This is a genomic window from Streptomyces sp. NPDC034037, from assembly GCF_055575715.1.
Window position 1 is genome coordinate 53,821 of record NZ_JBVISC010000011.1, and the last position, 17,722, is coordinate 71,542.

18 protein-coding genes are annotated in these 17,722 nt (G+C 71.8%); 17 read left to right on the plus strand and 1 reads right to left on the minus strand.

The genetic code is table 11. From position 1 onward, the window contains the following. The first annotated feature begins 168 nt into the window (after positions 1–168). The 5 genes from ACZ516_RS30130 (at position 169) to ftsH (ending at position 8,281) form a co-directional block, all read left to right on the plus strand. Complete coding sequence (locus ACZ516_RS30130; protein WP_469012694.1) at positions 169–1,527, plus strand: ammonium transporter; 1,359 nt, start codon at positions 169–171, stop codon at positions 1,525–1,527. Beyond that, entirely contained in the window at positions 1,524–1,862 is a 339-nt protein-coding gene (locus ACZ516_RS30135) for a P-II family nitrogen regulator (RefSeq protein ID WP_358589193.1), read from the plus strand. Before ACZ516_RS30130 ends, ACZ516_RS30135 begins: the two co-directional genes overlap by 4 nt. A gap of 81 nt (positions 1,863–1,943) precedes the next feature. Continuing rightward, positions 1,944–4,466 (plus strand): [protein-PII] uridylyltransferase, encoded by a 2,523-nt coding sequence (locus tag ACZ516_RS30140; RefSeq protein ID WP_469012696.1) that lies wholly within the window; start codon positions 1,944–1,946, stop codon positions 4,464–4,466. 167 nt (positions 4,467–4,633) lie between these two features. Beyond that, positions 4,634–6,187 (plus strand): signal recognition particle protein, encoded by a 1,554-nt coding sequence (ffh, locus tag ACZ516_RS30145; RefSeq protein ID WP_358590429.1) that lies wholly within the window; start codon positions 4,634–4,636, stop codon positions 6,185–6,187. A 156-nt stretch (positions 6,188–6,343) separates the two neighbouring features. Beyond that, positions 6,344–8,281, plus strand: a complete 1,938-nt coding sequence (gene ftsH / locus ACZ516_RS30150; RefSeq protein WP_361083255.1) for an ATP-dependent zinc metalloprotease FtsH — start codon at positions 6,344–6,346, stop codon at positions 8,279–8,281. Positions 8,282–8,346: 65 nt separating this feature from the next. On the opposite strand, the gene ACZ516_RS30155 is transcribed toward ftsH, so the two are convergent. After that, entirely contained in the window at positions 8,347–9,207 is an 861-nt protein-coding gene (locus tag ACZ516_RS30155) for an SAM-dependent methyltransferase (protein WP_361083257.1), read from the minus strand. Positions 9,208–9,713: 506 nt separating this feature from the next. Here ACZ516_RS30155 and ACZ516_RS30160 point away from each other — a divergent pair. The 12 genes from ACZ516_RS30160 to ACZ516_RS30215 all read left to right on the plus strand — a co-directional run bounded on the left by ACZ516_RS30160 (position 9,714) and on the right by ACZ516_RS30215 (position 17,707). Continuing rightward, a complete protein-coding gene (locus ACZ516_RS30160) occupies positions 9,714–10,310 on the plus strand; it encodes a hypothetical protein (protein ID WP_358590353.1) in 597 nt (198 codons plus the stop codon). 190 nt (positions 10,311–10,500) lie between these two features. Continuing rightward, a complete protein-coding gene (gene rpsP, locus ACZ516_RS30165) occupies positions 10,501–10,950 on the plus strand; it encodes a 30S ribosomal protein S16 (protein ID WP_358590351.1) in 450 nt (149 codons plus the stop codon). Between the two features lie 2 nt (positions 10,951–10,952). Next, on the plus strand, positions 10,953–11,192 hold the full coding sequence (locus ACZ516_RS30170; RefSeq protein ID WP_033321114.1) for an RNA-binding protein: 240 nt from the start codon (positions 10,953–10,955) through the stop codon (positions 11,190–11,192). A gap of 94 nt (positions 11,193–11,286) precedes the next feature. Further along, positions 11,287–11,901, plus strand: a complete 615-nt coding sequence (rimM, locus tag ACZ516_RS30175) for a ribosome maturation factor RimM (RefSeq protein WP_469012699.1) — start codon at positions 11,287–11,289, stop codon at positions 11,899–11,901. Beyond that, positions 11,901–12,722, plus strand: coding sequence for a tRNA (guanosine(37)-N1)-methyltransferase TrmD (gene trmD, locus ACZ516_RS30180; RefSeq protein ID WP_358912442.1), 822 nt, complete (start codon positions 11,901–11,903; stop codon positions 12,720–12,722). The genes rimM and trmD overlap by 1 nt, the downstream gene beginning before the upstream one ends. 131 nt (positions 12,723–12,853) lie before the next feature. Further along, positions 12,854–13,204, plus strand: coding sequence for a 50S ribosomal protein L19 (rplS, locus tag ACZ516_RS30185; protein WP_358590344.1), 351 nt, complete (start codon positions 12,854–12,856; stop codon positions 13,202–13,204). Positions 13,205–13,249: 45 nt separating this feature from the next. Next, positions 13,250–13,969: a signal peptidase I gene (gene lepB, locus ACZ516_RS30190; RefSeq protein WP_469012701.1), complete on the plus strand. Its 720-nt coding sequence runs from the start codon at positions 13,250–13,252 to the stop codon at positions 13,967–13,969. Then, entirely contained in the window at positions 13,962–15,047 is a 1,086-nt protein-coding gene (lepB, locus tag ACZ516_RS30195; RefSeq protein ID WP_469012703.1) for a signal peptidase I, read from the plus strand. Before lepB (ACZ516_RS30190) ends, lepB (ACZ516_RS30195) begins: the two co-directional genes overlap by 8 nt. Next, positions 14,932–15,978, plus strand: a complete 1,047-nt coding sequence (gene lepB / locus ACZ516_RS30200) for a signal peptidase I (RefSeq protein WP_469012704.1) — start codon at positions 14,932–14,934, stop codon at positions 15,976–15,978. The genes lepB (ACZ516_RS30195) and lepB (ACZ516_RS30200) overlap by 116 nt, the downstream gene beginning before the upstream one ends. A gap of 80 nt (positions 15,979–16,058) precedes the next feature. Continuing rightward, entirely contained in the window at positions 16,059–16,814 is a 756-nt protein-coding gene (lepB, locus tag ACZ516_RS30205; protein ID WP_358912439.1) for a signal peptidase I, read from the plus strand. A 7-nt stretch (positions 16,815–16,821) separates the two neighbouring features. Beyond that, the gene (locus ACZ516_RS30210; RefSeq protein ID WP_361083432.1) at positions 16,822–17,343 is read left to right on the plus strand and encodes an NUDIX hydrolase; all 522 of its coding nucleotides are present in this window, start codon (positions 16,822–16,824) and stop codon (positions 17,341–17,343) included. A 55-nt stretch (positions 17,344–17,398) separates the two neighbouring features. Next, positions 17,399–17,707 carry a DUF2469 domain-containing protein gene (locus ACZ516_RS30215; RefSeq protein ID WP_005311352.1) on the plus strand — a complete coding sequence of 103 codons (309 nt, stop codon included), beginning with the start codon at positions 17,399–17,401 and terminating at the stop codon, positions 17,705–17,707. Positions 17,708–17,722 lie beyond the last annotated feature (15 nt).

The window sequence follows — 17,722 nt, forward strand, 5'->3', positions numbered from 1 at the left end:
GACCTCTTCGTCACCGAGGTGAAACATCGAGGGGCGCCCGCCGAAACCGCGCTGCGCCAATCTCTTGGCGCATAACCGGCCCACAGCCCCGACCTCCCCAGGAGCACGGGCCCCCTCGGTACCGCACAGGCTTCGCCCGCACGGGCCGCATACGACGAGGAGACGCCGATGCCCCCAGGCATCACGATCGCCGCAGACGCCCCCGAGCTGTCTGCCGCGAACACCGGGTTCATGCTCATCTGTTCCGCCCTGGTGATGCTCATGACACCGGGACTGGCCTTCTTCTACGGAGGCATGGTCCGCGTCAAGAGCACGCTGAACATGCTGATGATGAGCTTCATCAGCCTGGGGATCGTCACCATCCTCTGGGTGCTGTACGGCTTCTCCGTCGCGTTCGGCACCGACCACGGCAGCCTCTTCGGCTGGGAGGGCGACTACGTCGGGCTCAGCGGCCTCGGCATCAACCAGCTCTGGGACGGCTACACCATCCCGGTCTACGTCTTCGCCGTCTTCCAGCTGATGTTCGCCGTCATCACGCCCGCGCTGATCAGCGGCGCCCTCGCGGACCGCGTGAAGTTCACCGCCTGGGCGCTGTTCGTCGCCCTGTGGGTGACGGTCGTGTACTTCCCCGTCGCGCACTGGGTGTGGGGCACCGGCGGCTGGGCCTTCGAGATGGGCGTCATCGACTTCGCGGGCGGCACGGCCGTGCACATCAACGCCGGTGCCGCGGCGCTCGGCGTGATCCTCGTCATCGGCAAGCGCGTCGGCTTCAAGAAGGACCCGATGCGACCCCACTCCCTGCCGCTCGTGATGCTCGGCGCGGCCCTGCTGTGGTTCGGCTGGTTCGGCTTCAACGCCGGCTCCTGGCTCGGCAACGACGACGGCGTCGGCGCGCTCATGTTCGTCAACACGCAGGTCGCCACCGCCGCGGCCATGCTCGCCTGGCTCACCTACGAGAAGATCCGCCACGGCGCCTTCACCACGCTCGGCGCGGCCTCCGGCGCGGTCGCCGGCCTCGTCGCCATCACCCCGGCCGGCGGCTCCTGCTCGCCGCTCGGCGCCATCGCCATCGGCGCGATCGCCGGTCTGCTGTGCGCTATGGCCGTCGGCCTCAAGTACCGGTTCGACTTCGACGACTCGCTCGACGTCGTCGGGGTCCACCTGGTCGGCGGGATCGCCGGCTCCCTCCTCGTCGGGTTCTTCGCCACCGGCGGCGGGCAGTCGAAGGCGCGGGGCCTGTTCTACGGCGGCGGCCTGGAGCAGCTGGGGAAGCAGCTCGCCGGCGTCGGCGCCGTCCTCGCGTACTCCTTTGTCGCCTCGGCGGTGCTCGCCCTCCTGATCGACAAGACGATCGGCATGCGGGTCGGCGAGGATGACGAGGTCGCGGGCATCGACCAGATCGAACACGCCGAGACCGCCTACGACTTCAGCGGCGCGGGCGGCGGCACCGCCCCGCGTACGACGGCGCTCCCCGGCCCGGTCGTGGCCGGCACCCAGGTTCAGCGGAACAAGAAGGTGGACGCATGAAGCTCATCACGGCGGTCGTCAAACCGCACCGGCTCGACGAGATCAAGGAGGCGCTGCAGGCCTTCGGCGTCCAGGGCCTGACGGTCACCGAGGCCAGCGGGTACGGACGCCAGCGCGGACACACCGAGGTCTACCGGGGCGCCGAGTACACGGTGGACCTCGTGCCGAAGATCCGTATCGAGGTACTCGTCGAGGACGACGACGCCGATCAGGTCCTTGAGGTCGTGGTCAAGGCCGCCCGCACCGGGAAGATCGGCGACGGCAAGGTCTGGAGCGTCCCGGTCGACACGGCCATCCGGGTGCGCACGGGGGAGCGCGGCCCCGACGCGCTGTGACACGCGGCCGGAGGTGAGCGCAACGGGGCGGGACCGACCGGGGCGGACCGGGACTGAACGGCACTGAACGGGAGCTGCTGGGTGACGAGTGTGGACGTACGAACCGAGACGGAAGCGGAAGACTCCGGACCCAGCGGCTACGCGGCGGCCCGGCTGCGGCTCCTCCAGGAGGAGTCGCGGTCCGGGCCGCCGCGCCGTGCCGCCCTGTCCGGGCTCACCGACGACTGGCTCGCCGGGCTCTTCCAGGCCGGCGCCCGGCTGATGCCGCGCGGCGTGGCACTCGTCGCGGTGGGCGGATACGGCCGCGGCGAACTGTCGCCGCGCAGCGACCTCGACCTGCTCCTGCTGCACGACGGGAGCGCGGCCGCCGCCGACGTGGCGGCCCTCGCCGACCGCCTCTGGTATCCCGTCTGGGACCTCGGCCTCGCCCTCGACCACTCCGTGCGCACGCCGGCCCAGGCCCGCAAGACCGCCGGCGAGGACCTCAAGGCGCACCTCGGCCTCCTCGACGCGCGGCACGTCGCGGGCGACCTCGGGCTCACCGCGGGGCTGCGCACCGCCGTCCTCGCCGACTGGCGCAACCAGGCCCCCAAACGGCTGCCCGAACTGCGCGAACTGTGCGAGGAACGGGCCGAACGGCACGGCGAATTGGGCCATCTCCTCGAACCCGACCTGAAGGAGGCGCGGGGCGGGCTGCGCGACGTCACCGCGCTGCGGGCCGTCGCCGCCTCCTGGCTCGCGGACGCGCCGCGCGAGGGCCTCGCCGACGCCCGCCGGCGCCTGCTCGACGTGCGCGACGCGCTGCACCTCGCCACCGGCCGGGCCACCGACCGGCTCGCCCTCCAGGAGCAGGACCAGGTCGCCGACGCGCTCGGCCTGCTGGACGCCGACATCCTGCTGCGCCAGGTGTACGAGTCCGCCCGCGTCGTCTCCTACGCCAGCGACGTCACCTGGCGCGAGGTCGGGCGCGTGCTGCGGGCCCGGTCCGTGCGGCCGAGGCTGCGCGCCATGCTGGGCGGCCGAGCGGCGCCCGCCGAGCGGACGCCGCTGGCCGAGGGGGTCGTGGAGCACGACGGCGAGGCCGTGCTCGCCCGCACCGCCCGGCCCGAACGGGACCCCGTCCTGCCGCTGCGCGCCGCCGCGGCCGCCGCCCAGGCCGGACTCCCGCTCTCCCTGCACGCCGTGCGGCGCCTCGCCGCCTCCGTACGGCCCCTGCCCACGCCGTGGCCGGCCGAGGCGCGCGAGCAGCTGGTGACGCTGCTCGGCGCGGGGCGGCCGACCGTCGAGGTCTGGGAGGCGCTGGAGGCGGAGGGCCTGATCACCCGGCTGCTGCCCGACTGGGAGCGGGTGCGGTGCCGGCCGCAGCGCAACGCCGTCCACACGTGGACGGTCGACCGGCACCTGGTGGAGACGGCGGTCCGGGCCGCCGAGCTGACCCGCCGGGTCGGGCGGCCCGACCTGCTCCTGGTGGCCGCGCTCCTGCACGACATCGGGAAGGGCTGGCCGGGGGACCACTCCACGGCCGGCGAGGTCATCGCCCGCGATGTCGCGGCCAGGGTCGGCTTCGACGCCGCCGATGGGGCCGTCGTCGCCCGCCTCGTACGGCACCACCTGCTGCTCGTCGAGACCGCCACGCGGCGCGACCTGGACGACCCGGCGACGGTACGGGGGGTCGCCGAGGCCGTCGGGACGGTCGGCACCCTGGAGCTGCTGCACGCCCTGACCGAGGCGGACGCGCTCGCCACCGGTCCGGCCGCCTGGTCGGCGTGGCGGGGTGCCCTCGTCGCCGACCTGGTGAAGCGGGTCACGGCGGTGCTCTCCGGGGACGAGCCGAGTGAAGCCGCCCCGGAAGGGGCGGCGCCCACGGCCGAGCAGGAGCGGCTCGCGGTGGAGGCGTTCCGCACGGGCGGGCCGGTCCTCGCGCTGCGGGCGCGGACGGAGGGGGAGGCCGAGCCCTCGGCGGGGTCTGCGGAGGCCCCCTCCGAGGCCCATTCGGAGGGCCCCTCGGAGGGGCCCCAACCGCTCGGGGTCGAGCTGCTCATCGCCGTACCGGAGCAACCCGGGGTGCTGTCCGCGGTGGCCGGGGTGCTGGCGGTGCACCGGCTCACCGTGCGCACGGCGGAGCTGCGGGAGGTCGCGCTGCCGTCCGGGATCGAGGGCGCCGGGGGCTCGGTGCTGCTGCTCGACTGGCGGGTGGCGGCGGAGTACGGATCCTTGCCGCAGGCCGCGCGGCTGCGGGCCGACCTGGTGCGGGCGCTGGACGGGTCGCTGGACATCGCGGGGCGGCTGCGGGAACGGGACGCGGCCTACCCCAGGCGGCGCGGCCGCGCGGCCCCACCGCCGCGCGTGACGGTGGCGTCGGCCGGCTCACGCCTCGCGACGGTCATCGAGGTCCGGGCCCAGGACGCGCCGGGCCTGCTGCACCGCATCGGGCGGGCGCTGGAGGCGGCCGGGGTCAGGGTGCGCAGCGCCCACGCCTCGACCCTGGGGGCGAACGCGGTGGACGCCTTCTACGTGACGGGGGAGGACGGCGGACCGCTGTCCTCCCCGCGGGCGGCCGAAGTGGCCCGAGGGGTCGAGGGGGCGCTGCGCGAGGCGGGGTGAGCCGGCGGGCCGGCATGTGACGCGGGTGAGGCAGGGGGCGCGGGACGACGGGGCGGGTCCGGGCCGCCCGGAGAAGAACCGCCCGGAGCCCCGGACACCGCCGCACGCCAGATACTCTGGAAGGCGACCTGTCAGCCCGCCCCCAACTACGAGGATTCGCGACCGCCGTGTTCGATACTCTCTCCGACCGCCTCGCAGCGACATTCAAGAACCTCCGGGGCAAGGGCCGCCTGTCCGAGGCGGACATCGACGCCACGGCGCGCGAGATCCGCATCGCCCTGCTCGAAGCGGACGTGGCCCTGCCCGTCGTCCGCGCCTTCATCAAGCAGATCAAGGAGCGCGCGGCCGGCTCCGAGGTCTCCCAGGCGCTGAACCCCGCCCAGCAGGTCATCAAGATCGTCAACGAGGAGCTCATCGGCATCCTCGGCGGCGAGACCCGGCGTCTGCGCTTCGCGAAGACCGGGCCGACCGTCATCATGCTCGCGGGTCTCCAGGGCGCCGGTAAGACGACCCTCGCCGGAAAGCTCGGCCTCTGGCTGAAGGGGCAGGGCCACTCCCCGCTCCTGGTCGCCTGCGACCTCCAGCGCCCCAACGCCGTCAACCAGCTGAGCGTCGTCGCCGAGCGCGCCGGCGTCGGCGTCTACGCCCCGCAGCCGGGCAACGGCGTGGGCGACCCGGTCCAGGTCGCCAAGGACTCCATCGAGTTCGCCAAGACCAAGCAGTACGACGTGGTCATCGTCGACACCGCCGGCCGTCTCGGCATCGACCAGGAGCTGATGCGGCAGGCCGCGGACATCCGCGATGCCGTCAGCCCCGACGAGGTCCTCTTCGTCGTCGACGCCATGATCGGTCAGGACGCGGTCAACACCGCCGAGGCCTTCCGCGACGGCGTCGGCTTCGACGGCGTGGTGCTCTCCAAGCTCGACGGTGACGCCCGCGGTGGTGCCGCGCTCTCCATCGCGCAGGTCACCGGCCGCCAGATCATGTTCGCCTCCAACGGCGAGAAGCTGGACGACTTCGACGCGTTCCACCCGGACCGCATGGCGTCCCGCATCCTCGGCATGGGCGACATGCTCACGCTCATCGAGAAGGCCGAGCAGACCTTCTCCCAGCAAGAGGCCGAGAAGATGGCCTCCAAGCTGGCGAGCAGCAAGGGCAAGGACTTCACGCTGGACGACTTCCTGGCCCAGATGGAGCAGGTCAGGAAGATGGGCAGCATCAGCAAGCTGCTCGGCATGATGCCCGGCATGGGGCAGATCAAGGAGCAGATCGCCAACATCGACGAGCGGGACGTCGACCGCACGGCCGCCATCATCAAGTCCATGACGCCCGCCGAGCGTCAGGAGCCCACGATCATCAACGGCTCCCGGCGCGCCCGTATCGCCAAGGGCTCCGGTGTCGAGGTCAGCGCGGTGAAGGGCCTCGTCGAGCGGTTCTTCGAGGCGCGCAAGATGATGTCGCGCATGGCCCAGGGCGGCGGTATGCCGGGCATGCCGGGGATCCCGGGCATGGGCGGCGGCGCCGGCAAGCAGAAGAAGAAGCAGAAGCAGGCCAAGGGCAAGCGGCGCTCCGGCAACCCGATGAAGCGCAAGCAGGAGGAGCTGGAGGCGGCCACGCGCCGCGAGCAGGCCGGCCAGGAAGGCGGCGCCTTCGGCCTCCCGGGCGGGCAGGCCCCACAGAACTTCGAGCTGCCCGACGAGTTCAAGAAGTTCATGGGCTGACTCCGCCCGTTCCGGCACCACGATTGCGTGCCGGGCACCTTGCCGTACGACATCCGGGGCGTCCCTTCGAAGAGGGGCGCCCCAGGTGTTTTCCGCGGGCGGGCAGCGGGGTCCGGAGCAGGTGCCGCCGCCTGCTTTGTGTCGTAGCGTCCGCATATGAGCAACCCTGTGCCGCCGCGCCAGGCGCCCGACCGGCCGTGGCGCTCCGAGGGCGCACCCGCGCCCGACCCGACGCCACCGCCGAAGAAGAAGATGCCGGGCGGCTGGGGCGGGCTGATCCTGACGGCTCTGGTCGTCTACCTCATCGCCAACCTCGTGCTGTCCTTCTTCAACGACGGCGACGAGCCGACCATCTCGTACACCGAGTTCAGCAAGCAGGTCGACGCCGGCAACGTCTCGAAGATCTACTCCAAGGGCGACGCGATCCAGGGGCAGCTCAAGAAGGAGCGGGACAAGCCGGGCGACGCCAAGGGGAAGTACACCAAGTTCACCACCCAGCGCCCCGCCTTCGCCGACGACAAGCTCTGGGACGACCTGACCAAGCACGACGTCACCGTCACCGCCGAACCCGTCGTCCAGGAACGCAGCTTCCTGTCCAACCTGCTGATCTCGCTCGCCCCGATGCTGCTCCTCGTGGCGCTGTGGCTCCTCATCGCGCGGCGGATGGCCTCGGGCCTGGGCGGGGGCGGCGGCATGCTGGGCCGCAAGACGCCGCCCAAACCGGTCGAGCTGGAAGCCGGGGCGAAGCGGACCACCTTCGCGGACGTGGCGGGGATCGACGAGGTCGAGGGCGAGCTGAACGACGTCGTCGACTTCCTCAAGAACCCCGACGCCTACCGCGCCATGGGCGCCAAGATGCCCCGGGGCGTGCTGCTCTCGGGCCCGCCCGGCACCGGCAAGACGCTCCTCGCGCGCGCCGTCGCGGGCGAGGCGGGCGTGCCCTTCTTCTCCGCCTCCGCCTCGGAGTTCATCGAGATGATCGTCGGCGTGGGCGCCTCACGCGTACGGGAACTCTTCGCCGAGGCCCGCAAGGTCGCGCCGTCGATCATCTTCATCGACGAGATCGACACCATCGGACGCGCGCGGGGCGGCGGCAGCGGCATGGGCGGCCATGACGAGCGCGAGCAGACCCTGAACCAGATCCTCACCGAGATGGACGGCTTCTCGGGCGCGGAAGGCGTCATCGTCCTCGCCGCCACCAACCGCGCCGACGTCCTGGACCCCGCCCTGACCCGGCCGGGCCGCTTCGACCGCGTCGTCACCGTCTCGCCCCCGGACCGGGGCGGCCGCGAGGCCATCCTGGAGATCCACACCCGGGCCATCCCGCTCGCCGCCGACGTCGACCTCGCCCAAGTCGCCCGTACGACACCGGGCATGACCGGCGCCGAACTCGCCAACCTCGCCAATGAAGCGGCCCTCCTCGCCGTCAAGCGCAAGCAGAAGACGGTCACCCAGTCCGACCTCTCCGAGGCGATGGAGAAGGTCCAGCTCGGTGCCGAGCGGCCGCTGGTCATGCCGGAGGACGAGCGTCGGCGCACCGCGTACCACGAGAGCGGCCACGCCCTGCTCGGCATGCTGCAACCCGGCGCCGACCCGGTCCGCAAGATCACCATCGTGCCGCGCGGCCGCGCCCTGGGCGTCACGCTGTCCACCCCGGACTCCGACAAATACGCGTACACGGAGGAGTACCTCCGGGGCCGGATCATCGGCGCCCTCGGCGGCATGGCCGCCGAACACGTCGTCTACGGAGTCATCACCACCGGCGCCGAGAACGACCTGGAGCAGGTCACCACCATCGCCCGCGGCATGGTCGGCCGCTGGGGCATGAGCGAACTGGTCGGCCGCCTGTCCGCCCTGCCGAGCGACGCCCAGCAGGCGTACGGACTCTCGGCCGCGCCCCGGACGCTGGACGTGATCGACGGCGAGATGCGGCGGATCGTCGACGAGTGCTACGAGAACGCCTGCCGCCTGCTGCGGGAGCACCGCGACCGGCTGGACGCGCTCGCCGCCGCCCTCCTGGAGAACGAGACCCTGGAGGAGGCCGAGGCGTACCGGGTGGCAGGCATCCCGCGCACGCCACCCCCGCACCTCTAGACCAGGCGCCTCTAGGGCATGCCCGCGACCAGGCACCTCTGGGGCATGCCCGCGACCAGGCGCCTCTAGGGCGTGCGCGCGATCAGGTACCGGAAGACGTTCGGCATCCACACCGTGCCGTCCCCGCGCCGATGCGGATGCAGTGCCTCCGTCAGCTCCTTGTCGACCTGCGCCTTGTCCGTCGCGCCCACCGCCGCGTCGAACAGGCCCGTCGACAGCAGCCCTCGGACCGCGCTCTCCACGTCCGCGTAGCCGAAGGGGCACGCGACGCGCCCCGACCCGTCCGGCCTGAGCCCCGCCCGGTGCGCGACCTCCTCCAGGTCGTCCCGCGCCGCGGGGCGCCAACTGCCGGCGGCCCGCAGGGGATCGGCCAGCTTGGTCGCCACCCGCATGACCGCGGACGTGGCACACCGCTCCGGAGGGCCCCACCCGGCGAGCACCACCGGGATGCCCCGCCCGGCGAGCGGAGTCGCAGCCTCCAGGAGGCCGGAGAGCCCTTCGGAGTCACCCGCCAGGCAGCCGATCGGCTGGAACGCGGTGACCAGGTTGTACGCGGGTACGCCGAGCCCCGCCGCGTCCGCGGGGCCGCCCTCGACGAGCCGCGCGGTGCCGGGCCCGCCCGCCGGGTACGCGGCGTCCGGCAGCAGCCTGGCCCGGGCCAGGGCCAGCCGTTCGGGTGCCGAGGGATCGACCCCCGTGACCGCGGCGCCCCGTGACGCCGCCATCACCAGGGCGAGCCCCGATCCGCAGCCGAGGCCGAGCAGCCGGGTGCGGTCGCCCACGTCGAGCCGTTCGTACACCGCTTCGTAGAGCGGGACCAGCATCCGTTCCTGGATCTCCGCCCAGTCACGCGCGCGTGCACCGCGGTCCACGCGGGGCGCCGAGCCCGCGTGAGGGAGGTGCGACTGCACGAGTGTTGGTGTCATCGAAAGCGCCCCAATCCGCCGAGAGTCATGGCCGTGCCGGTGATCAACGGTTCGTCCGCCCCCGTGCTGTGCGCCCGCCTTCCCCCGTATGCCAGGGAACTCCGCATCCGTCGTGGCGTCCAGGGGTTGTGGGCCAATGCTTGCGGGCCCCGGCGCCCGGCCCGCGGGCGGCGGGGCGGTGTCGGGCGCCGACGAGACCCCGGGTAACGTCGGCTCATACGCCCGCGCAGGCGTGAGAAGCCCCGGCCGGAGGCGAGGGAAGCCCCGGCCCGGAGGCGAGGAGAAGGCCCGGCCGGCGGCGAGCGGAAACCCCGGCGTGAGGGCTCTCCCTACGCGCCGGGTCGTACGCGCCGCTACGTACCGGCTTGATGCGAGCTGTGAGGCTTCTCCGCAGATCAGCGCACCCGCCCTCGTCCGGACGCATCAATGGCAACTGACGGGTACGTGCAAATTATTTGGGATGCCCCGGAATGGAACCCCGGGGGCACTCAGCTCGTTGTCACGACGTGAGCACGACACCACCTGTTCTCGCCGCAGAGCTGGCACAGGCGTGGGCCGACATTCAGCGGCACCACCCCGAGCTGCCCGATCTTGCCGCGCCCGAATCCCTGATCGGAGAGTCGTCGTCCGCGTGTGGCGCCGAGCTCTCCTTCGAGCGACTGCTTCATGAGGCAGTCCATGGCATCGCCGCCTCGCGCGGCGTACGCGACACCTCACGCGCCGGCCGCTATCACAACCGCCGGTTCCTCGCGATCGCCGAGGAGCTGGGCCTCGACCACCCCGAGGAACCGCACCCGAGCAGCGGCTTCTCCCTGGTCACGCTCAACCCCGACGCCAAGAAGCGCTACCGCCCGACGATCGAGCGGCTCCAGCGCGCCCTGAAGGCGCACACCGCCGCGACGACCGCGGACACCGCGCGCAGCTTCCGCGGCCCGGCCGCCCGGCACGGCTCCTCCGGAGGCGGCGTGCGTGTGAAGGCCGTCTGCGACTGCGGGCGCAACGTCCGCGTGGTGCCCTCCGTCCTCGCCCAGGCGCCCATCATGTGCGGCGGCTGCGGCAAGCCCTTCCGGATTCCGGAGGCGATCGGTGCGGGCGTGGGCTGAGCAGGGCCGGGGTGCCCGGCCGGGGTGCGGGGGCCCCGGCCACGTATGGCACAATGGCTAGCTGTACTCGACAGTCGCACAGGACCCCTCTCTCCTCCGGCTGACGCGTCCATCGGGCACTCGAGTACCGCAACCCCACGCGGCATCATCGTCGTGCCCACCCACGTCAAGACCAGGAGACACCACTTCCGTGGCAGTCAAGATCAAGCTGAAGCGTCTGGGCAAGATCCGTTCGCCTCACTACCGCATCGTCGTCGCCGACTCCCGTACCCGCCGTGACGGCCGGGCCATCGAGGAGATCGGCCTGTACCACCCGGTGCAGAACCCCTCGCGCATCGAGGTCGACTCGGAGCGTGCCCAGTACTGGCTGTCCGTCGGCGCCCAGCCGACCGAGCCGGTCATGGCCATCCTGAAGCTCACCGGTGACTGGCAGAAGCACAAGGGCCTGCCGGCCCCGGCGCCGCTGCTCGTCGCCGAGCCCAAGGACAAGCGCGCCGCGTTCGAAGCCTTCACCAAGGGCTTCGAGGGCGACGACGCCAAGGGCGAGGCCATCACCCAGAAGGCCAAGAAGTCGGACAAGAAGGCGGATGAGGCCGAGGCGTCCTCGTCGGCTTCCGCCGCTGAGTCGACCGAGGCCTGAGCATGCTCGAGGAGGCTCTCGAGCACCTCGTGAAGGGCATCGTCGACAACCCCGACGACGTGCAGGTCGCCTCGCGTGACCTGCGCCGTGGACGCGTCCTCGAGGTCCGGGTCCACCCGGACGACCTCGGCAAGGTGATCGGCCGCAACGGCCGCACCGCGCGCGCCCTGCGGACCGTCGTGGGCGCCATCGGCGGCCGCGGTGTCCGCGTCGACCTCGTCGACGTGGACCAGGTTCGCTGAACCGGGTTCGCGAGAACCACAGCAGCACCGGCTCGGGCCGGGGAAGGCTCCAGGGCCTTCCCCGGCCCGTAGTCGTTGAACGAGGAGAAACGCAGTGCAGTTGGTAGTCGCCCGCATCGGCCGTGCCCACGGCATCAAGGGTGAGGTCACCGTCGAGGTCCGCACCGACGAGCCGGAGCTGCGGCTCGGCCCGGGCGCCGTCCTGGCCACGGACCCCGCCTCCGTCGGCCCGCTGACCATCGAGACCGGCCGGGTGCACAGCGGCCGCCTCCTGCTGCGCTTCGAGGGCGTGCGCGACCGCACGGGCGCCGAGGCGCTGCGCAACACGCTCCTGATCGCCGAGGTGGACCCCGAGGAGCTGCCCGAGGAGGAGGACGAGTACTACGACCACCAGCTGATGGACCTCGACGTGGTCACCACGGACGGCGAGGAGATCGGCCGGATCACCGAGATCTCCCACCTGCCCTCGCAGGACCTGTTCATCGTCGAGCGGCCCGACGGCAGCGAGGTCATGATCCCCTTCGTCGGGGACATCGTCACCGAGATCGACCTGGAGGAGCAGCGCGCGGTCATCGACCCGCCCCCGGGTCTCATCGACGACCGCGCGGAGATCGCCTCCGCCCGGGACGCCGAGGACCAGCAGCAGGGCCAGGGCCAGGACCAGGACCAGGGCCAGGATCAGGGTCCGGCCTCGAAGGACGAGGCGTAATGCGGCTCGACGTCGTCACGATCTTCCCCGAGTACCTGGACCCCCTGAACGTCTCCCTGGTCGGCAAGGCCCGCGCGCGCGGCCAGCTCGACGTCAACGTCCACGACCTCAGGCAGTGGACGTACGACCGGCACAACACGGTCGACGACACCCCCTACGGCGGCGGCCCCGGCATGGTCATGAAGACCGAGCCCTGGGGTGCGGCCCTGGACGACGTGCTCGCCGAGGGCTACGAGGCCGGCGCCCACGGGCCCGTCCTCGTCGTCCCCACGCCCAGCGGCCGCCCCTTCACCCAGGAGCTGGCCGTCGAGCTCTCCGAGCGCCCCTGGCTGGTCTTCACGCCCGCGCGCTACGAGGGCATCGACCGGCGCGTCATGGACGAGTACGCCACCCGCGTGCCCGTCTACGAGGTGTCCATCGGGGACTACGTGCTCGCGGGCGGGGAAGCGGCCGTCCTGGTCGTCACCGAGGCGGTGGCCAGGCTGCTGCCCGGCGTCCTCGGCAACGCCGAGTCCCACCGCGACGACTCCTTCGCGCCCGGCGCCATGGCCAACCTCCTCGAAGGCCCCGTCTACACCAAGCCCCCCGAGTGGCGCGGCCACGGCATCCCCGAGGTCCTGCTCAGCGGCCACCACGGCAAGATCGCGCGCTGGCGGCGGGACGAGGCCCTGCGGCGCACCACCCGCAACCGGCCCGACCTGATCGAACGCTGCGACCCCCGGGCCTTCGACAAGAAGGACCGCGAGATGCTCTCGATCCTGGGGTGGCGGCCGGGGCCGGACGGCCGATTTGGGCCGGACCCCGAGGCCGTGGAAGAATAGGCCGCTGCTGTACGTCCAGCGTGCGCCCCTGCCACAGGGGGAAAGACGCTCGCCCGACGCGATCAGCTACCGAATCCTCATCACCACGTTCCGCTGATGACCTGTGGCATCAGTGAAGAAAGCAGACGATCATGGCCAACCTGCTCGACTCCCTCGACAGCGCTTCGCTGCGCACCGACATCCCGGCGTTCCGCCCGGGTGACACCGTCAACGTCCACGTGCGCGTCATCGAGGGCAACCGCTCCCGTGTGCAGCAGTTCAAGGGCGTAGTCATCCGTCGCCAGGGCGCCGGCGTGCGCGAGACCTTCACGGTCCGCAAGGTCTCCTTCTCCGTCGGCGTCGAGCGCACCTTCCCGGTGCACACCCCGATCGTCGAGAAGATCGAGCTCGTCACCCGCGGTGACGTGCGTCGCGCGAAGCTCTACTACCTCCGTGACCTGCGCGGCAAGGCCGCGAAGATCAAGGAGAAGCGCGACAACTGAGCTTCCGCGCGCGTCCACGGCCGGGCCGGATAGCATCTGGCCCCGATGGACACCGAAGCACAGCACACGGAGCGCGACCGCTCCTCCCCACCCTCCGACCCCGGAGACGTCCCGCACGTCACCGAGGCATCCGAGGACACGGAGGGGCGGTCGCGCTCCGTTTTCATGTCGCTGCTCTCCCGGCTGCCGGGCGGTGCCTACACCCTGACGTTCCTGCTGTGCGCGGCGGCCATGCTCCTGGTCAGCGCCTTCGTGGTGCAGCCCTTCCAGATCCCGAGCGGCTCCATGGAGCCCGCGTTCCGGGTCGGGGACCGGGTGCTCGTCAACAAGTTGGCGTACCGTTTCGGTTCCGAGCCGCGGCGGGGTGACGCGGTCGTCTTCGACGGCAGCGGGTACTTCGGGGACGCCGACTACATCAAGCGGGTCGTGGGCACGGGAGGCGACCGGGTGGTCTGCTGCGAGCGGGGGAGGATCACGGTGAACGGTGAGCCGGTCGACGAGCCGTACCTCTACCCGGGCGACACGCCCTCCCAGGTGCCCTTCGAGGTCGTCGTCCCCGAGGACAGCCTCTTCCTGCTCGGCGACCACCGCAGCGCATCGCGTGACTCCCGCGACCACCTGGGAGAGCCCGGCGGCGGCATGATCCCCGTCGACGAGGTCATCGGCCGCGCCGACTGGATCGCCTGGCCGTTCGGCCACTGGACCTCCCTGAAGCGGCCCGACAGTTTCGCGCGCGTGCCCGAACCCGGCCGGGCGCATGGGTAACCGCGGGCGGGCACGCGCCGCGGACGGCGGGGCCGACACCCGGCTGCCCACCGGCTCCCGGCCGACCAGCGGCCCCACGCTGCCGGGCCGGGCGGAGCGGCGCAAGCTCGCGAGGAAGGTCAAGCGGCGCCGACGGCGCTCGGCGATCAGGGAGATACCCCTCCTCATCGGAGTGGCCCTGCTGATAGCCCTCGTCCTGAAGACCTTCCTCGTCCAGGCCTTCGTGATCCCCTCCGGCTCCATGGAGCAGACGATCCGGATCGGGGACCGCGTCCTCGTGGACAAGCTCACCCCCTGGTTCGGGGCCCGGCCGGAACGCGGCGACGTCGTCGTCTTCAAGGACCCCGGCAACTGGCTCGAAGAGGAACAGGGCAAGAAGAAGGACGACCCGGTGGTCGTCAAACAGGTCAAGGAAGGCCTCACCCAGATCGGCCTGTTGCCGTCCGACAGCGAGCGGGACCTGATCAAGCGGGTGATCGGTGTCGGCGGCGACACCGTGAAGTGCTGCGACAAGAACGACAAGGTCACCGTCAACGGCGTGCCGCTCGACGAGCCCTACATCCACCCCGGCGACAAGCCCTCGGCCTTCGCGTTCGAGGTGAAGGTCCCCGAGGGGCGCCTGTTCATGATGGGCGACCACCGCAGCAACTCGGCCGACTCCCGCTTTCACCGCACCGAGAAGTTCGGCGGCACCGTCTCCGAGGACCAGGTCGTCGGCCGCGCGCTCGTCATCGCCTGGCCCCTCGGGCACTGGCGCAGACTGGAGGAGCCGGACACCTACGCCTCCGTAGCCGACGCGCGTACCGCATCGGACGCCTTCACAGGAGCGTCGCATAGGGTGGCCCCCGGCGATCGACATGGATTGATCCGGCTCCCGACCCCTGCGGAACTCCCGCTCGTTATGGGAGTGGTGGGCCTGCATCACATCTGGGGCAGGCAGCGGTACGGACTGAGGAGTGGATGTGGGGGATTTGGCGGTCGGCGCACGATCCGGACACGAGGGGCCCGACAAGCGACCGGGGCGATCCGACGAGCCGGGCGCCGAGGCCGCCGCGGGCGGTACGAACCCCGGGAGTGACGGCGCGGACGGCGATGCCGTACAGGGCCCCGCCGCGCACGGCGGCGGCGCGGGTGACGCCGGAATGGGCGGCGCCACGCCGGGCGGTGACACGCCGGGCGGTGACACGAAGAGCGGGCCGGCCGGACGGCCCAAGAAGCAGCGCTCCTTCTGGAAGGAGCTGCCGCTCCTCATCGGCATCGCGCTGGTCCTGGCCCTGGTGATCAAGTCCTTCCTGGTCCAGGCGTTCTCCATCCCCTCCGACTCGATGCAGAACACGCTGCAGCAGGGCGACCGCGTCCTCGTGGACAAGCTGACACCGTGGTTCGGCTCCGAGCCCGAGCGCGGCGAGGTCGTGGTCTTCAGGGACCCGGGCCACTGGCTGGACGGCGAGCCCACGCCCGACCCGAACGCGGCCCAGCGGGTCCTCGGCTGGATCGGCCTGATGCCGTCCGCCGACGAGAAGGACCTCATCAAGCGCGTCATCGCCGTCGCGGGCGACACCGTGGAGTGCAAGGGCACCGGCCCGGTGAAGGTCAACGGCAAGGCGTTGAACGAGCCGTACATCTTCCCCGGCAACACCCCGTGCACCGTGGACGACCAGGGCGGCCAGTTCAAGAAGACCGTTCCGCCCGGCAAAATCTGGGTCATGGGCGACCACCGGCAGAACTCCCTGGACTCCCGCTACCACCAGAACCAGCCCGGCGGCGGCGCCGTCCCCGTGGACAACGTCGTGGGCCGCGCCATCGTGGTCGCCTGGCCGCCCACCCGCTGGGCGACGCTGCCCAAGCCGGACACGTTCGACCAGCCGGGCATCAACGCGCTGTCGAGCGCGGCACCCGGTGTGCTCGGCCTCGCGGGCGCCGTGCCGCTCGTGCTGTGGCGCCGGCGTCGGCTCACGGTCGCCGCGGCGCGTGACGCGAGGGTTTCTGGCGGCAGTACCGCCGGGTAGGGTGCCGTCCCAGATCGCCGATCTTCCGCCGCCCGTGGCCACGGGCGGCGAGGTCGTCTCCGAGACGGGGGAGCACCGCAATGAGCACGACACGTCGTACGGACGAGGGCCAGGGCAGGCTCGGCAGCGTGCTGTCGGGTGTCGCCGTGGCCCTCGGCTGTGTGCTCTTCCTCGGCGGCTTCGCCTGGGGAGCGGTCCTCTACCAGCCGTACACGGTGCCCACCGGTTCCATGTCCCCGACGATCGACGCGGGCGACCGGGTGCTCGCGCAGCGGATAGCCGGCGACGACGTGCGCCGCGGCGACGTCGTGGTCTTCGAGCAGTCGACCTGGGGCGACCTGCCGATGGTCAAGCGGGTGGTCGGCGTGGGCGGCGACAAGGTCGCCTGCTGCAAGGCCGGCAAGCTGACCGTCAACGGCGAGGACGTCGCAGAACCGTATCTCCCCAAGGGGCAGAGCGCCGCGGTCACCGGCATACCCACCACGACGGTGCCGAAGGGGCGCCTGTTCCTGCTCGGTGACGAGCGCGGCGGCTCGCTGGATTCCAGCGTGCACCTGGACGACGGGGAGAACGGCACGGTGCCGCGCGGCGCGGTGAAGGCGCGGGTCGACGCGGTGGCCTGGCCGATGGACAGGTTCGGCATGCTGGAGCGCCCCGCGGGCTTCGCGGACATGCCGGGCGGCCTCTCGGAGCCCGGACCGCTGCGCCTGGTCGGGACGGCGATCGTGGTGGGCATGGCGCTGGTTCTGGGCGGCGCCGCGTACGGCCCGGTGGCCAGGCGGCTGGGCCGCGGACGCGGCAGAAGCCGCACCAAGGAGGCCGTCGGTGCCGCCTGAGGACGCCGTGGCCGGGTCCGAGGAGAGCGTGCGCCCGCTTACGGAACGGCCGCTGCGCAAGGTCGCCCGGGTGGTGCTGCTCGACCCCGACGACCGCGTCCTGCTGCTGCACGGCCACGAGCCCGGCGACCCCGCGGACGACTGGTGGTTCACGCCGGGCGGCGGCCTGGAGGGCGACGAGACGCGGGAAGAGGCCGCCCTGCGCGAGCTGCGCGAGGAGACCGGCATCACGGAGGTCGAGCTGGGCCCGGTGCTGTGGCGGCGGGTGTGCTCCTTCCCCTTCGCCGGGCGCCGCTGGGACCAGGACGAGTGGTACTACCTGGCGCGTACGTCGCAGACGGCGACCGTCGCCGAGGGGCTGACGGAGCTGGAACGCCGCAGTGTCGCCGGAGCACGTTGGTGGACGTGCCGGGAACTGACCGGGGCTCGTGAGACGGTGTACCCGACCAGGCTCGCCGAGCTGTTTCGCAGACTGCTCGACGAGGGGCCCCCGGACCGGCCCGAGATCCTCGCCACGGAAATCGTGTAGGGGTTCGCGGGGCTGACGCACAATAGGGGGACGCACGGCTGAAGGGGAACATGCCATGAGCGCCGAGGACCTCGAGAAGTACGAGACCGAGATGGAGCTGAAGCTCTACCGGGAGTACCGCGATGTCGTCGGTCTGTTCAAATACGTGATCGAGACCGAGCGGCGCTTCTACCTCACCAATGACTACGAGATGCAGGTGCACTCGGTTCAGGGCGAGGTTTTCTTTGAGGTGTCCATGGCTGACGCCTGGGTGTGGGACATGTACCGCCCGGCTCGGTTCGTGAAGCAGGTGCGGGTGCTCACGTTCAAGGACGTGAACATCGAGGAGCTGAACAAGAGCGACCTGGAGCTGCCGGGCAGCTGACCGGTTCACTCGCCG

Bases quoted from the DNA above. Each gene is read 5' to 3' on its own strand.
- ACZ516_RS30135 (WP_358589193.1), top strand. From the start codon at position 1,524: ATGAAGCTCATCACGGCGGTCGTCAAACCGCACCGGCTCGACGAGATC.
- trmD (WP_358912442.1), top strand. From the start codon at position 11,901: ATGCGGCTCGACGTCGTCACGATCTTCCCCGAGTACCTGGACCCCCTG.
- lepB (WP_469012703.1), top strand. From the start codon at position 13,962: ATGGGTAACCGCGGGCGGGCACGCGCCGCGGACGGCGGGGCCGACACC.
- ftsH (WP_361083255.1), top strand. From the start codon at position 6,344: ATGAGCAACCCTGTGCCGCCGCGCCAGGCGCCCGACCGGCCGTGGCGC.
- ACZ516_RS30155 (WP_361083257.1), bottom strand. From the start codon at position 9,207: ATGACACCAACACTCGTGCAGTCGCACCTCCCTCACGCGGGCTCGGCG.
- lepB (WP_469012701.1), top strand. From the start codon at position 13,250: ATGGACACCGAAGCACAGCACACGGAGCGCGACCGCTCCTCCCCACCC.
- ACZ516_RS30170 (WP_033321114.1), top strand. From the start codon at position 10,953: ATGCTCGAGGAGGCTCTCGAGCACCTCGTGAAGGGCATCGTCGACAAC.
- ACZ516_RS30215 (WP_005311352.1), top strand. From the start codon at position 17,399: ATGAGCGCCGAGGACCTCGAGAAGTACGAGACCGAGATGGAGCTGAAG.
- rplS (WP_358590344.1), top strand. From the start codon at position 12,854: ATGGCCAACCTGCTCGACTCCCTCGACAGCGCTTCGCTGCGCACCGAC.
- ACZ516_RS30130 (WP_469012694.1), top strand. From the start codon at position 169: ATGCCCCCAGGCATCACGATCGCCGCAGACGCCCCCGAGCTGTCTGCC.
- lepB (WP_358912439.1), top strand. From the start codon at position 16,059: ATGAGCACGACACGTCGTACGGACGAGGGCCAGGGCAGGCTCGGCAGC.